Raw genomic sequence first — 15,026 nt, forward strand, 5'->3', positions numbered from 1 at the left:
CCTTTGGGTTATCGAGCCATGCTTCAAACCAAACAAAAACAGCCGACAATTCCCAACTGCCGACTGTTTTTGTATGGGCTGCGGAAGTCCGGCCCGGATCAGAAAGCGATCCGGTAACTCAGGACCGGAATCAGACCGGCCATATAGCTGGTCCTGATGGTGCCGGTGTGCGGGTCGAAATACTGACCCCAGATGTTCTGGCGGTTCGTGACGTTCTGGATGTCCAGGGATAAGGTGCGGGTTGAATGCAGGCGGTTTTTCTTCCAGCTCAGCCGGATGTCGGTGCGGAAATAGTCAGGCTGCTTCTGCGTAAAGGCCAGATCTTCGACAAATACCGTTTCCCCCTTCCGGACCGACGCGTCGAGGTCGATGGGCGTTTGCCGGTAGCCGCCGTAATAGACCAGCTTGACGTTCAGCCCGATCACGCTCTTTTTGAAGAGGCCGGTTTCCCCCGTCGTAATCTCCTTCCCGGCCAGAAAGGTACTCGCGTAATTGCCGTTGAACCGCGTATCTCTCCAGACGAGGTCCGAACCCCGGTATTTCGATTCATACAGCGACGACGACCACAGGAAGTAGAAGTTGTTGTGCAGAAACTGTTCGACGGTCAGTTCCAGCCCGTAATTTTTCCCGATCCCCTTGTTTACCAGCGCCTTGTTTTCCAGACCATCGAAGCTGTTGATGAGCGCAAAGGGGTTCCGTTCGTCGGCGCTGACGGGAATGTTGAACAGGGACTGGTAGTAGGTTTCGGCTTTTACGCGCAGGTGTTCGTTCAGCAGCCAGTCGTAGGCCAGCACGAAATGATGGGACCGCGTGAATCCGAGGTTGCGGTTCGGCATGGTTTCCCGGTCGCCGACGGTTTTGGTGATGAAATAGGAGCCGATGTTCTGAAGCTGGCTGTGCAGGCCGTACCCCACGCTGAGCGACTGACCCGGCCGGAAAGCCCACTTTACCGAACCGCGCGGCTCGAGGGCCTGGCTTCCATTGAGTTGAAGCCGCAAATAATGAACTCCGGCGTTGAGGGTCAGCTTCTCGGTCGGGCGGTAGTTCCACTGGGCAAACGCCTGCATCGTGTGCGTCGAGTTGCGGTTCTGAATCCGGGTGATGAGTTGTTCCTGTTCGTTATCCCATGTTTTCTGGTTCAGGTCAAAGATCAGTTCCGTTCCGATAGCACCGGCCCGGAGCGTGTGCCGGGGGGAGAATTTGTAGGTCAGCGTCGAGGAGGCAATCCGCTTCCGGGTCGTGAAAGACTCTTTCGCACGCAGGGAGGGTTCGTAAAATTCGTTCAGCCAGTCGGAGCTATAGGCGTTGCGGAAGGCCGAATTCAAAAAAACCGTTTTCAGGAAGGCCTTCTTATTCAGGTTGATGGAGTGTGTCAGACCGACGGCTCCGGTGTTGGAAACAAAGCGGTCGGTATAGCGATCGTATTCATTTTCCCACTTTGTGGAATCCTTCTCGGCCGAAGACCGGTCGCTGCTCAGCCCGCCGAAACCGAAGACCGTGAAGCTGCCCGCTTTTCCCGCCGGAAAGAACAGATTGAACGAGAGGTCCTGGAAGGTCTGCGCGCCGGTTCCGACATCGACTCCGATCTTACCGATCAGGCCCAGGGTCGAATACCGGTAATTGAACAGGTAGGAACCTTTGTAGTTTTTGGAAAACGGTCCTTCACTGGCGACGTCGATGCCCAGCACCCCGGCCTGGATGGTGTGTTCGTGTTTGGTATTGTTGCCTTTCCGAAGCCTCAGGTCGAACACCCCCGCCAGGGCGTTTCCGTATTCGGCCGGGAACGCGCCGGTCATAAAATCGGAGTTGGTAAGAAGCTGGGCGCTCAGGATTGAAATCCCACCGCCGGCGGTGCCGAGGCCCGCAAAGTGATTGGGGTTCGGAATTTCGACCCCTTCCATTCGCCAGAGCAGGCCGTTCGGCGCGTTGCCCCGGATCACGATGGTATTGTTGCCGTCGTCCGCACCCACCACCCCGGCATACGCCGTCGCCATCCGGGCGGGGTCGTTGACCGCGGCCGCAAACTTCTGGGTCTCCTCCACCGAAAAGGTGCGGGCGCTGACGGCCGCCATCTCGTTCAGCGGCTTGTCTTTCTCGATCTGCGGTTTTACGGTCACCTCGGCCACCTGCACGACGGTTTCCTCCAGGTTGATGTTCAGGACCAGTTCCTTACCGGCGTCGACCACCATATTGGAAATAACCCGGTCCTTGTATCCCACGAAGGAAATTTTAAGGCTTTGACGGCCCACGGGCACCTGAGCGATGCGGAAACTGCCGTCGGCATCGGTGGAGACTCCTTTCAGGGGGCTGGAATTGAGCAGCACTACCGTAGCGCCGGGGATGGGCGTTTGAAGGCTCTGGTCTACGACGGTGCCCCGGATGGTCTGCGTGATGGTCTGGGCCTGGGCGTTCAGGAGAAAGATTCCGAAAATCAGGGTAAAAAGAAAGTGACGGAGGAACATGGTATGTGTGTTTCAGAGTACGTCCTAAAGACCCTCCTGGACTTCATACCCCCTATTCACATTTAAAAATTTTTCATGACAAGCCTTTGATTAACAATAAATTACCGCAAATAAAGGCAACAGGACTCCTGAGAACCGGGTCTTTCGGTGGACGGTTCCCATTGAATCCTGCAACCCGCTTCGGGTTGACGGTCAGTTTTTGTTGGTAATCCGGAGGGCGGCATGAAAACCGACCCACCCGGAGTAGAAGGTGTTGAAATAGGCGTCGGTTTTCCGGAAGATCGGCACGTCGAAACGGGTAGAGGGTTTATTCTGCGTAAAATCGCTGATGAACAGACTAACGGCCGGACCGAAAGCCAGGGCCAGGCGCCCGCCCAGTTTTTTCTCAATCGCGGTACTTAACCGAACCGTACTGCTCAGTTCATCCCAGTAAAACCGGTCGGGGGCGCTCAGGACGTGGCCGGTCAGGTCGATGTTCCACATCCAGGTGCGGCCCAGGTTGAAGGCGGTGCCGAAGCCATACCCGAGGCTCCAGAGCGGTTTCCCCGCAATGCCCAGATTGGAACCGCCCGTAAAGATGTTGTAAAAGCGCCGGACCCCGGTTTTGAAGGTCAGGTTGGCGGTCATCAGCTCATCGGTGGAGATTTCAAGCCGACGGTACCCATTGCGCTGGACATAGCTGAGCAGACCGATCGGGGTGGTTTCCGAAGCGCCCGCAATGTTGATGATGGCGATCTGGTGGCCCCGTTCGACTTCTCCCGCATAGTTCAGGAAGCCGCTGATCTGCCAGCCTGAAAGCCGTTTGATGGCCAGATTCGAAAAGCCGGACAACTGGAAGCCGCTGATATTCCCGCCGGTGATGTTGCCGAAGCCGGCCAGCTGGAAGCCGTTCATATCACTCCCCGTAAAGTTGGAAAATCCGGCCAGCTGGAAACCGCTCAGGCTCCGGACGGCGATGTTGCCGAAACCGGCCGCCTGCACGCTGTTGGGCATATCGCTCAGCGTCATGTTGTAAAATCCGGCGCCCTGAATCCCCCGAACGGTCCCGATCACCGTGTTGCCGAAACCGGCCGCCTGAATGCCCACCACGTTGCCCCGCACCCCGTTGATGAACCCGGCCGCCTGAACCCCTTTCGTGTTTTCTCCGACAATATTCGCAAAACCGGCCGCCTGCACCCCTTCCACATCCCCCCGGACCATGTTCAGAAAGCCGCCTAACTCCACCGACCGGACGCCCAGCGAATAGCCGGCCACCAGGTTGAACGAGTACTCGTTGATGACGCGGCCGCTCAGGGTGTGGTTGGTCCCTACGAACGGAAAGAGGGAGAACTGGACATACCGATGCAGGGTGTCGCCGGCGAGGTTGGCATCGTGGATGGCCTGCTTGGTGGACTTGAACCAGTCGGCGAAATCAGCGGACGTTTCCTCCACCACGGACTTGCTCCGGTCCCAGAGGGTCGGGCCGGTTTTCGGTTCCGGGACCGAATCCACCGGAACGGCTACGGCCATCGGCTGCGGAACGATCGGAGCCGGACGGGTGGTGTCCACCGACCGGCGGACGGCCATCGGCTGAAGGTCGGGCTGGAGCGGGGAGGGAGTCAGCAGAATCCGGAGCGTGTGGGTCTGCCGGTTCGGGATGGCGACGGTTTCCGGGAAATAATACTTACGCCGGACTTCCAGACGCACCGTCGGGATGTCCGTGGAGAGTTTGATGCGGTAATAGCCGTATGGGTTCGAGACGGTGGAGGCCAGGGTGGTTTTTTCGTAGATACTGACCTGGCTGACGCGCTGGCCCGTCTGCCGGTCGATGATGTAGCCGTCGAGGATAAAGCTTTTGGGCGCTTCTTCGGGTGCTTCCGCCCGCTGGAGGATGATGTGGTTCCCCCGGGACCGGAAGCTGATCGCATTCCGGAACAGCTGGGTCAGCACCTCCCGAACCGGTGTCCGGTCGACCCGCAGCGTCACGGGGCTGTTTTCGTTGATGATGTCGGAATTGTAGGAGAAGTTGAAACGGCCTTCCCGACTGATGATTTTCAGGGCATTCCCCAGCCGCTCGTTGCGCAGATCGACCGAAATGATACGCTCCAGGGGCGGCCGATCATTGGAAGAGGATTGGGCCCGGGCGGAAAAGACGGTCGAAGCGATAATTACTAAAAGCGTTACGATACGGAACGGGTACATGATTCATGGTGCGTTTGGGTAAAAGACACGCAGACGGCCCCACCCCCCTATGCACGTTGTGAGGTTTATTGGCAGGCGGTTCCGTCGAGGATCCAGCGCGACCCTTCCCGACGGGTTTTCAGATTCATGGTTTCGGCCGTAATCTGGATGACGTAGTCCAGGCTATCTTTTTCATCGAAAACAACGTCGATGGGGCAGTTGCCCAGGCGGTTGTTCCCGAGCCGGACATCGGCATGGTAGACCTGATTGATGGTTTGGATCACCTCCCGCAGCGGCTCGTTATCGAACTCCAGCCGGCCGGTTTTAAAAGACCAGATGTTGGTGTCGACGCGGGGAGCCTTCAGAATCGTATCACTTTTGGCGAGGAAGGCCGCCTGTTCGTTCTTTTCCAGCGTAACGGCCTTGTCCCGGGCCGAAAACTTCACCTTGCCGGTCCGCACCGCCACTTTGACGTCGGCATTATAAGCCTGCACGCTGAAGGAAGTCCCCAGTACCTGCACGGTCGTATTCCGGGCCCGGATGCGGAACGGTCGGGCGGCATCCGGCGTCACTTCGAAAAAGGCTTCTCCGGTGAGTGTTACCTCCCGGCGGTCGGCGGCAAAGGATTCGGGATAGGTCAGGCGGCTATTTTTGTTCAGAAGTACCCGGGTACCGTCGGGCAGGATTTTTTCGATTTTACCGGTAGTCCCGGCCACGGCCAGCTGCTCGGCGGGTTTCGTCTCCGTTTCTTTCAGGAAAAACCACATCAGGCCGGAAAGCAGCACGACCGCTGCGGCTACGCGCCAGACCATCGTCCACTCGTTCCGGCGGGGCACGGTAGGCAGCGGTTTGACGGCGGCTTCGGTGCGGCCCGGTGCGGCTGATGCCGGCTGCATCCGGCTTTTCATCTTCATCCAGGCGGCATCCGTGTCGACCGGGGCCTTTTGGGCGACCTCACCGGCGGTTTCCCAGATTTTTTCGAACCGGCCGAACTCCTGCTGTTCCGTTTCCCCCTGGCTCAACCAATGGCGGACCCGTTCCGACTCGGCAGTATCGGTCTCTCCGGCCAGGAATTTCCCCAGCAGGTTGTCGTCGATTCGGTTTTCGGGTTGGTCCGCCACGATTGATCTTTTGTTTTCCGGACTCTTAAATGTATTCTGAACCGCCCGGGTCAGGCGGCATTCTGCAGCCGCTGCTCCACCCAGTTGATAATGATTTCTGCTCGTTTCAGCCCTGCCTGAGCGACTTCCGCATCAGGATTTCCGTCATACGACATCGACAAATGCAACGTGTCGTAAACGGCGACGAACTGGCCTAACAGTTTTTTGTCGAGTTGAGACAACTGGTTTTTGTACCAGTCGACGTCTTTCCGACCTTTTTTCTTCCTGCCCAAAAGTTCGTCAAGCGCCACCAGAACTCCGGCATAAGCCGTGTGACCGGCCATTTTGACGTACTTTTTATCCTGGTAGATACCATCTTCCTTCTTCGCTTTCTCCCGAAGAATGCCTTTGGCGTTATCGATATAACGCTTCGCTTCGTGTACGGTTTTCATAGGTTAGTGTTACGGATTATTTTCCAATAACAGGAAAAACAGCAAAATCGGCAAATAATCCGCCAATTCGGTGCGCAGGATCCGTAACGCCTTCCCGATCTGATTTTCCACCGTTTTGATGGAAAGCCCCAGCCGGTCCGCGATCTCCTGGTACTTCAATTCTTCATATCGGCTCATGATGAAAATAAGCCGGCACTGTTCGGGTAGCCGCTGAATGGCCTGCTGCAGCCGGTCGGACAATTCGTCGGCAATCAGCGACTGGGCGGGCGCTTCGGCGACCTGGTACATCTCATAAGCGGCCCGCTCACGGTGTTCGGCCTGCACGGCAAGGTGCCGGATGCGATTCAGACACCGGTTATGAACGGCCCGGTAGAGATAGGACTTCAGAGAAACGTTGATTTCCAGCCCGTCCCGCTTCTCCCAAATGGTCAGAAAGACGGCCTGAACCGTTTCTTCGGCATCGTCATAATCATGCAGGAAGGTACGTGCGTACTGACATAACGGAGCGTAGTGTTGCCGAAACACGGCCTCAAACACCTGCTCGTTACCCAGTCGGATGGCATGAACCAATTCCTGATCAGTGAGTTGCACGTAGTTACGTCGATTTTTCCCAAGGCAAATCTACCAATCTTTTTTCATACGGAACTACCACAATCGATATGAAGACACCCAATTGGCACTTTCCCCCCACGAATGGTTAAAAATATTTTCTGAACGGTTACAGGGGGATGTTGCCGTGCTTCTTCTTCGGCAGCGTGGCGACCTTGTTTTCCAGCATCCGGAACGCCCGGATGAGCTTCTGGCGGGTTTGTTCGGGATAAATCACCTCGTCGATATAGCCCCGGTGGGCCGCCCGGTAGGGATTGGCGAATTTGCTGGTGTAGTCCTGTACTTTCTCCTGCAGTTTGGCCTGCGGGTCGTCGGCTTCCGCGATTTCCCGTTTGAAGATGATCTCTGCCGCCCCGCTGGCCCCCATTACGGCAATTTCGGCCGTCGGCCAGGCGTAGTTCATATCGGCTCCGATGTGTTTGGAGTTCATTACGTCGTAAGCCCCGCCATAGGCTTTCCGCGTAATGACCGTCACCCGGGGAACGGTGGCTTCACAGAAGGCGTAGAGCAGCTTGGCCCCGTTGGTAATGATGGCGTTCCACTCCTGGTCGGTGCCGGGCAGAAAACCGGGAACGTCCTCCAGCACCAGCAGCGGGATGTTGAAGCTGTCGCAGAACCGCACGAAGCGGGCGGCTTTGGTGCTGGCGTGGATGTCGAGCACCCCGGCCAGGACGGCCGGCTGGTTGCCCACCACCCCGATGCTGCGTCCCTCCAGCCGGGCGAAACCGACCACGATGTTCTCCGCGAAGTTCCTATGCACCTCGAAGAAGCTGTCGGCGTCCACCACCTCCCCGATCACCTCCCGCATGTCGTACGGCTGGTTGGGATTTTCCGGGATGAGGTTCGTCAGCTTCGGGCGGGTTTCGTCGGCCGGTGCGTAGGGCAGCCGGGCGGGTTCGTCCTCGCAGTTCTGCGGGATATAGCTCAGCAGCTTCTTGATATATTGGATACAGGTGAGTTCGTTCTCGCAGGCAAAATGAGTAACGCCCGACTTCGTGCTGTGCGTGCCGGCCCCGCCCAGTTCCTCCGCCGTGACGGTTTCGTGGGTGACGGTTTTGACCACGTTCGGGCCAGTCACGAACATATACGAGGTATTCTCGACCATCAGAATGAAGTCGGTAATGGCCGGGCTGTACACCGCTCCGCCCGCGCAGGGGCCCATGACGGCCGAAATCTGGGGAATGACGCCGGAAGCGAGCGTATTCCGGTAAAATATATCGGCGTAACCGGCCAGCGAAAGTACGCCTTCCTGAATCCGGGCACCACCCGAGTCGTTCAGGCCGATGATGGGCGCGCCGTTTTTCATGGCCAGGTCCATGATTTTGCAGATCTTCTCGGCATGGGTTTCGGAAAGGGCTCCGCCGAACACCGTAAAATCCTGGGCAAAGACGTAAACCAGCCGTCCGTCGATGGTCCCGTAGCCGGTCACCACGCCGTCACCGAGGTAGTATTCCTTATCCAGCCCGAAATCTTTGGTCCGGTGCATGACGAACTTGCCGATTTCCTCGAACGACCCTTCATCCACGAGCAGGGCGATGCGCTCCCGCGCGGTCAGCTTCCCTTTTTTATGCTGGGCGTCGATGCGTTTCTGGCCGCCACCCAGTTCGGCTTCGGCATTTTTTCGGTCCAGGGTTTCGGTTTTGGAAGACTTGATCTCGGTGTCCATGCACGGGTTGAATTGAAGTTTCGCAACAAAATTAATTTTTCCTGAACAATCCAACGGACAAACCGCATTTTGTATCCTGTTCTCAGGCAATGTTATTATAGGCCCATGAAACACCGTTTTACATTCCATCTCCCTTTCCGTCGCCTGGTGGTTCCGTTCCTGCTCCTGCTGGGGCCGGCCTGCCGGCAGAATGCCGAAGAAGAACCCGACCGCCAGGTCCAGGCCCTCCGGCCGGTTTACGCCACTTACGAGGAGGTCGCCACCATCAAAACCCTCGGTCCGCAACCGCTGAAAAGCCCCGGCAAGATTTACGTCAAAGACCGCTACCTGTTCATCAACGAGCAGGGTAAAGGCGTCCACGTCATCGACAATGCCGACCCCGCCCGTCCGCGGAAGCTCTCCTTCATTTCCGTTCCCGGGAATGTCGACATGGCCGTGAAAGGCACTATTCTCTATGTCGACAATACGGTGGACCTGGTGGCGCTGGACATCAGCGACCCGGCGCAGGTAAAGGTGGTAAAACGGATCAAAAACGCCTATCCGAATCCCTCCTACCCGCAGGAACGCGGGGTTCAGTTCGAGTGCGCCGACCCGGCCCGCGGCATCGTGGTCCGCTGGGAGACGGCGATGGTCAGCAATCCCAAGTGTTACCGTTAACCGATCCATCCATGAAAAATCTTCTGATTCTCACGATGATCGGTCTGGCGGTCCTGGCCGGCTGTTCCGAAACGGGCACGAGAGACAGTTCCGGAATGCCCAATCCGGACGGCGGTTCGGGGCAGGGCGGGTCCATGGCGCGTTTTACGGTGGCCGGCAATTACCTGTATGTGGTCAACACCCACAGCCTGAACGTGTATGACGTCACTCAGAATGCCGATCCAAAAAGCCTCGGCAAGGTTACCCTCGGCTTTGGGGTGGAAACCATCTTTCCGTATAAAAACCACCTCTTCATCGGCACCCAGACCGGCATGCACATCATGAACCTGGCGAATCCGGCCCAGCCGCAGCAAACCTCGTTTTACCGGCACATCTACAGCTGCGACCCGGTGGTGGCCCAGGGGGATTATGCCTATGTGACGCTGCGCAGCGGAACGGCCTGCAACACGGGGCCCAACCGACTGGAGGTGGTAGACATTAAGAACCTGGCTAACCCGGTGCGGGTCAGCACCATTCCGATGACGAACCCGCACGGCCTCGGCATCGACGGCAACCTGCTGTTCGTGTCCGAAGGCGACCATGGGCTGAAGGTCTTCGACGCCACCGATCCGCTGAACCTGCGTCTGTTGAAGAATTTCACCGACCTGCGCTCCTACGACGTCATCCCCGGCAACCACCTGCTGATCGTCACCGGCAGGGACGGTATTTTTCAGTATAGGTACGACGACTCCCAGGAACTCACCCTTCTCAGCAAACTCCCGATCGACAATCAATGAAACGTTTTCCTGTCCGTGCCCTGGCGCTGGTGTTGCTGGCGGCCGGCGGCCTTCACGCCCAATCCCTGGCGGTGGATACGCTGGCGCCCCAGATGCCGCGTCCGCCGAAATGGGTCGTCAAGCCGGCTCCGCTCGCGCTGTTCGATCCGCATAATACGATCCAGGCGGGGGCCGAGCGGCTCCTGGGGGGTCGTCACTCGGTGCAGGGCGAATTCGGCTACGGCTGGCAGGGCATCAACCTGTATCCGGACCTACGGGACGACTATGACCGGTTCGAGGTCTGGCGCGGCCGGGCCGAATGGCGACGGTATTCGGGCCGGTACCGCAGCCACCGGAAACCGCATTTCGCCACGGTTCCCCTCGGGCGCTATATCGCCGTGGAGGTCTTTTACAAGCAGATTTCTACGCTTCAAAATACCGCCGTCGGCCGCGAATGTGTCGACGGCACCTGCGCCTTCTTCGAGCGGGGCACTTTCCCGATCAGCCGGACGGTCTGGGGCAGCCACTTCAAAATCGGGCGGCAGTTTGTGATGACCATGCCCGGCGATAATCGGTGGGTGCTGGACTTCTACATGGGCCTGGGCTTCCGGTCGGTGAACTCGCCCCGGATCAGTGGGACGCCGGAGGAGGTGGTCCGGGACATCAGCCTGCCGCTCAACCTCTGGGACACCGGGGAGCGGGGCCTGCGGCTGAGCGGAACGCTGGGTCTTAAAGTTGGGTATATTTTGTAGGAATCGTACCTTAGGGCCGTCGCTGAACGGTCAGTGCGGGAAATCAGGCGTCACCGATTGAGAGCATTTTTATTCGTCATTCTATCCCTGTTCGTTCCTCCGGCCCTCGCCCAGCCTCCCGGCGGACAGGGCAGTTTTTCGTTTCTGAACATTCCCCCGAACGCCCGGGTTGCGGCCCTCGGAGGCACGGCGGCCACCGCCCTTTCCCCCGAGGGCCACTATTTTCTGAATAATCCGGCCCTGCTGGATTCGGCCGCCCGCCACCAGCTGACCCTGAGCTTCGTTCCTTATTTTGCCTCCACCCGGTATTATACGGTTCAATACGGTTTGCCGGTCAAAAGCCGGGGTTACTGGGCCGCCGGCCTGCAATACCTTTCTTTCGGGACCTTCGATCAGACGGACCTGCTCGGCAACCCGACCGGCACCTTCAGCGCCAATGATTTTGCTCTCAGTCTCACCCACGCCCGAACGGAGGGAAATTTTACCCTCGGGGCCACCCTGAAAGCCGTCGGTTCGTCCATCGACACCTACTCGGCCTTTGCGGTGGCCTTCGATCTCGGCGGCACCTGGAAACACCCAAAGAAAGACCTCGTGATCGGGCTCGTGGCCCGGAATGCCGGTTTTCGGCTGAAAGAATACACCCAGGGCGCCGACCCGCCCGATCTGCCGTTCGACCTACAGATGGGCGTGACGGTCAAACCGGAACACCTGCCGGTGCGCGCTACGCTCACGGCCCACCACCTCCAGCGGTTCGACATCGTCTACAACGACCCGGCCCAGAACGTCACCTACGACCTGAACGGCAACCCCCTTCCCCGGAAGGTATCCTTTCCGGAAAAGGTGCTGCGGCATCTGGCCCTGGGTCTGGAATTTCTGGTTCACCGCAACGTCCACCTGATGGCCGGTTACCATCACCTTCACCGGCAGGAAGGCAAACTCGCGACAGGTTCGGGCGCGGCCGGGTTTTCGTTCGGGGCGGCCGTGCAGGCCAAAGGCTTCCAGCTGGCCTACGCCCGATCTCTGTATACACCCGTGGCCGGCGGCAGCAGCCACCTGTCACTGCGGCTCGACCTGAACCGCATCCTGCCAAAAAAATAAACCGGCCGGGGTACATATTGCCGTTTACTGTGTTTCTTTGCTGTGAACCCAGCACCGATACAATTTTGCGTAAACCGATTTTACCGAAAGGCCCGGCTGCTTTGAAGTTAAGAGAATGACGACAACAGAATTGAAAGATTTGACCCCCCGGCAGATTGTCGCCGAACTGGATCAATATATTATTGGGCAGCACGATGCCAAGCGAAACGTTTCCATCGCCCTCCGCAACCGCTGGCGACGCATGAACAGCACGCCCGAAATGCAGCGGGAAATTACCCCGAACAACATCCTGATGATCGGGGCGACGGGAGTTGGAAAAACCGAGATTGCCCGGCGGCTGGCCAAAATTGCCGACGCCCCTTTCACCAAGGTGGAAGCCTCCAAGTTTACGGAAGTCGGCTATGTCGGCCGGGATGTGGAGAGCATGGTCCGCGACCTGGTCGAGCAATCGGTCAGCATGGTCAAGGCGGCCAAGAAGGAACAGGTTAAAACCCGGGCCCTTCAAATCGTCGAGGATATGATCCTGGACATTCTGATTCCGCCCGTCAAGCAGGCCCCCGGTTTTATGATGGAAGACCGCAACAACGACAGCATCCCGGATTCGGACGCCGAACTGAACGAACGCACCCGGGAGCGGTTCCGCGAAAAAATCCGCCTGGGCGAAATGGATGAGCGCAAGATCGAGATCGAAGTTCAGCAGAACCAGGCTCCCAACATCGGCATGATCGGCGGAACGGTGGACGAACTGTCGATGATGAATATTCAGGAAATGATCGGCGGAATGATGCCGCGCCGGGGCCGCCGGCGGAAAGTGACCATCGGGGAAGCCAAGAAGATTCTGCTCGAAGAGGAAGCCGCCAAACTCATCGACATGGACGAGGTGAAGGAGGAAGCCATCCGGAAAGCCGAAAATACCGGCATCATCTTCATCGATGAAATCGACAAAATCGCTTCCAGCCGCGGGGGCGGTTCGGGCGGACCGGACGTCAGCCGGGAGGGCGTGCAGCGCGACCTGCTGCCGATCGTCGAAGGTAGCACGGTCAACACCAAATACGGCAGCATCAATACCGACCATATTCTGTTCGTTGCCGCCGGGGCCTTCCACGTTTCCAAGCCGTCGGACCTGATTCCGGAGCTTCAGGGCCGGTTTCCGATCCGGGTGGAGCTGCAAAGCCTGTCGGAAGAGGATTTCTTCCAGATCCTGAAAGCGCCCAAAAACGCCCTCACGAAGCAGTATGTCGCCATGATGGCCGCCGAGGGGGTGGAACTGAGTTTTCAGGAAGATGCCCTGCTGGAAATCGCCCGGATTGCCTTCCAGGTGAATTCGGAGGTTGAAAATATCGGTGCCCGCCGGCTGCAGACGGTAATGAGTCAGCTGCTCAACGACTTCATGTTCGACATTCCGGACGTGATCGGCCCGAACGCTCATGTGGTGGTGACGAAGGAAATGGTGCAGGAAAAGCTGACCGAACTGGTTAAGAACCGGGACCTGAGCCAGTTTATACTGTAATTCACTCCCAACCACCCCAACCCCTCCTTGGTAAGGAGGGGCTTTTTTTGTTGAATGGACTTTCTTACCGGGGCTTTTTCTGTTACCGTCTGCGTCCGAACCGCTTCCAGTAACCGCCTTCCTGCGGTGGAAAAAAACATTTGTTCGGGTTGACGGGGCCTTTCCGGAACAGGGGGATCGCGGCCCCGGCGTACAGATTGGCCCCGCGCGGCTTGCCGATAGTGGTCAGGCCGCCGAGGTGATCGGTGCCGATGAAGACCGGCCCCAGCCGGGCGGCCAGCCCCACCGTAAACAGGGTGTAATTGTCCTGAAGGGTGAACGGTACGGCCAGCTCGACCCAGCGGCTCTCCCAGCGCGGCACCACCGCCACCATCGAGGGTACCATCATGGCCACCGATTGAGCCGGCTTCAGGCTCTGGGTCCAGAGTCCGCCCAGGTAAACCTTTTCCTGCACCCGGTAATCGACGCTGACGTTGAGGGCCGTCGGCAGGCCCGAGCGGAAAGAGGTCCGTTTTTGAGCCGGATTCAGGTCCAGCACGTCCACGATCCGGTTCTGGATTTCATCCGGCGATTTGGCGTCCCGAAACGTCGTATTGGTGATCAGTTTGTTGGCGGCATCGACGTCGTACAGGTTGACATACCCGGCGTTCCGGTAGCGAATACCGCCGATGTCGACGAGTGAGGCCGAGATTTTGTAGAGGTATTTGTTTTTGGTCGGGTCCCGGCGCAGTTCTCCTTTTTCCCGGTAGGTGTATTTCCGGATTTCCGGCCGGTACTCGTACGTCATGCCGAGGTCGAAGCCCCATCCACCTCCGGCCGACCGGCCGCCCAGAAGCCAGGCCGGAGAAAGGCCGGCGCTTTCAAAGGCGCCCTGGGACGTATATCCGTAAACCCCGTTGAACTTCCGGATCATCAGGGCCTGAAAACCGATCTGGTTCGGATCACGGACGATCTCATGCGCGCCGTCGTTGACCACCATATGGGTGTTGTACAGCCCGATGAGTCGTTTGACCGTCAGGCCGGCTTTCCAGAACCGGTCGTCGTTGTCCAGAAGGACGGCCCCGAAGGTTCCGGCCAGTTCGCCGTAGGCATTGAGGTTGGCGTAGCCGCTCTGATTCTCAAACACCTTGCGCTGCTGCTCCAGAATCTGGGTTCCGTTCAGCATCAGCCGCGCCATTTCCTCCGAGACCTGCCGCATGGAAATGCCGGTCCGAATCCGGGTCATCCCCGCAACGGCAAACCGATCGTTGAGGTTGACGAGTGCCGACGGCCCCCGCACTTCCCCCCCGATCGAAATCCGCTTGTCGCGGCCGTTGAGCTGTTCCTCCATGTAACCGGTCTGCCGCAGGCTTCGGCCCCGCTCGGCGCGGTACTGGTTCGGAATGTTCCCGGTAAGGTATCTGGGAAAGGAAAAGGGCGCCACCCAGCGGACGTAGTTATTGGCGGCATACAGATCGAAGGAAGCCAGGTTCAGATACAAACGGTACCGGGAATCCACCACCTCGGAAGGATGCCGGTACACGGACTGCGTCCCTGCATAATTACTGTTCACGATGCCCGTCAGGTACTGCCCTGCAACGGGTAAGGCCAGCCCCAGACCCATCGCCGTGGCTAACAATCGGCCAACTCTTCTAATCATTCAGCTTTCCGGAATAGATCCAACCTCTTATTGCCACGTTGAGGGGTTAAATATACATTTTGTATACGGAAATTTAGGAACTGGTATACAACGAAAATCCTGTACTTTTTCCAACATTCTTTATAAAATCGGAGAGTTCTACTCCATCCCATATTTTATTTTGTAT

At 58.0% G+C, this 15,026-nt stretch carries 12 protein-coding genes; 5 read left to right on the forward strand and 7 right to left on the reverse strand.

What is annotated here, in order from left to right; translation table 11 throughout:
- Nucleotides 1–98 precede the first annotated feature (98 nt).
- The 6 genes from DX909_RS04780 to DX909_RS04805 all read right to left on the reverse strand — a co-directional run bounded on the left by DX909_RS04780 (nt 99) and on the right by DX909_RS04805 (nt 8,449).
- Nucleotides 99–2,462, reverse strand: a complete 2,364-nt coding sequence (locus DX909_RS04780; RefSeq protein WP_128543965.1) for a TonB-dependent receptor — start codon at nt 2,460–2,462, stop codon at nt 99–101.
- Between the two features lie 192 nt (nt 2,463–2,654).
- Nucleotides 2,655–4,643 carry an STN and carboxypeptidase regulatory-like domain-containing protein gene (locus tag DX909_RS04785; protein ID WP_128543966.1) on the reverse strand — a complete coding sequence of 663 codons (1,989 nt, stop codon included), beginning with the start codon at nt 4,641–4,643 and terminating at the stop codon, nt 2,655–2,657.
- A 65-nt stretch (nt 4,644–4,708) separates the two neighbouring features.
- Nucleotides 4,709–5,743: a FecR family protein gene (locus tag DX909_RS04790; RefSeq protein WP_128543967.1), complete on the reverse strand. Its 1,035-nt coding sequence runs from the start codon at nt 5,741–5,743 to the stop codon at nt 4,709–4,711.
- A 50-nt stretch (nt 5,744–5,793) separates the two neighbouring features.
- Nucleotides 5,794–6,174 (reverse strand): DUF5618 family protein, encoded by a 381-nt coding sequence (locus DX909_RS04795; protein ID WP_128543968.1) that lies wholly within the window; start codon nt 6,172–6,174, stop codon nt 5,794–5,796.
- Between the two features lie 9 nt (nt 6,175–6,183).
- A complete protein-coding gene (locus tag DX909_RS04800) occupies nt 6,184–6,765 on the reverse strand; it encodes an RNA polymerase sigma-70 factor (protein ID WP_128543969.1) in 582 nt (193 codons plus the stop codon).
- A gap of 127 nt (nt 6,766–6,892) precedes the next feature.
- The gene (locus tag DX909_RS04805) at nt 6,893–8,449 is read right to left on the reverse strand and encodes an acyl-CoA carboxylase subunit beta (protein WP_128543970.1); all 1,557 of its coding nucleotides are present in this window, start codon (nt 8,447–8,449) and stop codon (nt 6,893–6,895) included.
- Between the two features lie 105 nt (nt 8,450–8,554).
- Between DX909_RS04805 and DX909_RS04810 the strand changes: the two genes are divergently transcribed.
- The 5 genes from DX909_RS04810 (at nt 8,555) to hslU (ending at nt 13,221) form a co-directional block, all read left to right on the forward strand.
- Nucleotides 8,555–9,106: an LVIVD repeat-containing protein gene (locus DX909_RS04810; protein WP_128543971.1), complete on the forward strand. Its 552-nt coding sequence runs from the start codon at nt 8,555–8,557 to the stop codon at nt 9,104–9,106.
- 11 nt (nt 9,107–9,117) lie between these two features.
- Nucleotides 9,118–9,882 (forward strand): LVIVD repeat-containing protein, encoded by a 765-nt coding sequence (locus DX909_RS04815; RefSeq protein ID WP_128543972.1) that lies wholly within the window; start codon nt 9,118–9,120, stop codon nt 9,880–9,882.
- On the forward strand, nt 9,879–10,613 hold the full coding sequence (locus DX909_RS04820) for a hypothetical protein (RefSeq protein ID WP_128543973.1): 735 nt from the start codon (nt 9,879–9,881) through the stop codon (nt 10,611–10,613). Before DX909_RS04815 ends, DX909_RS04820 begins: the two co-directional genes overlap by 4 nt.
- Before the next feature lie 57 nt (nt 10,614–10,670).
- The gene (gene porQ / locus DX909_RS04825) at nt 10,671–11,711 is read left to right on the forward strand and encodes a type IX secretion system protein PorQ (protein WP_128543974.1); all 1,041 of its coding nucleotides are present in this window, start codon (nt 10,671–10,673) and stop codon (nt 11,709–11,711) included.
- Between the two features lie 115 nt (nt 11,712–11,826).
- The gene (hslU, locus tag DX909_RS04830) at nt 11,827–13,221 is read left to right on the forward strand and encodes an ATP-dependent protease ATPase subunit HslU (RefSeq protein WP_128543975.1); all 1,395 of its coding nucleotides are present in this window, start codon (nt 11,827–11,829) and stop codon (nt 13,219–13,221) included.
- A gap of 82 nt (nt 13,222–13,303) precedes the next feature.
- On the opposite strand, the gene DX909_RS04835 is transcribed toward hslU, so the two are convergent.
- Complete coding sequence (locus tag DX909_RS04835) at nt 13,304–14,860, reverse strand: DUF5723 family protein (protein ID WP_128543976.1); 1,557 nt, start codon at nt 14,858–14,860, stop codon at nt 13,304–13,306.
- Nucleotides 14,861–15,026 lie beyond the last annotated feature (166 nt).

It is taken from the genome of Larkinella soli, assembly GCF_003703975.1.
In the GTDB taxonomy this organism is placed as follows: domain Bacteria; phylum Bacteroidota; class Bacteroidia; order Cytophagales; family Spirosomataceae; genus Larkinella; species Larkinella soli.

Coding starts and splice junctions, on each gene's coding strand:
- DX909_RS04780 (WP_128543965.1), bottom strand. CDS start 2,462: ATGTTCCTCCGTCACTTTCTTTTTACCCTGATTTTCGGAATCTTTCTC.
- DX909_RS04785 (WP_128543966.1), bottom strand. CDS start 4,643: ATGTACCCGTTCCGTATCGTAACGCTTTTAGTAATTATCGCTTCGACC.
- DX909_RS04795 (WP_128543968.1), bottom strand. CDS start 6,174: ATGAAAACCGTACACGAAGCGAAGCGTTATATCGATAACGCCAAAGGC.
- DX909_RS04805 (WP_128543970.1), bottom strand. CDS start 8,449: ATGGACACCGAGATCAAGTCTTCCAAAACCGAAACCCTGGACCGAAAA.
- DX909_RS04810 (WP_128543971.1), top strand. CDS start 8,555: ATGAAACACCGTTTTACATTCCATCTCCCTTTCCGTCGCCTGGTGGTT.
- DX909_RS04815 (WP_128543972.1), top strand. CDS start 9,118: ATGAAAAATCTTCTGATTCTCACGATGATCGGTCTGGCGGTCCTGGCC.
- DX909_RS04820 (WP_128543973.1), top strand. CDS start 9,879: ATGAAACGTTTTCCTGTCCGTGCCCTGGCGCTGGTGTTGCTGGCGGCC.
- hslU (WP_128543975.1), top strand. CDS start 11,827: ATGACGACAACAGAATTGAAAGATTTGACCCCCCGGCAGATTGTCGCC.
- DX909_RS04835 (WP_128543976.1), bottom strand. CDS start 14,860: ATGATTAGAAGAGTTGGCCGATTGTTAGCCACGGCGATGGGTCTGGGG.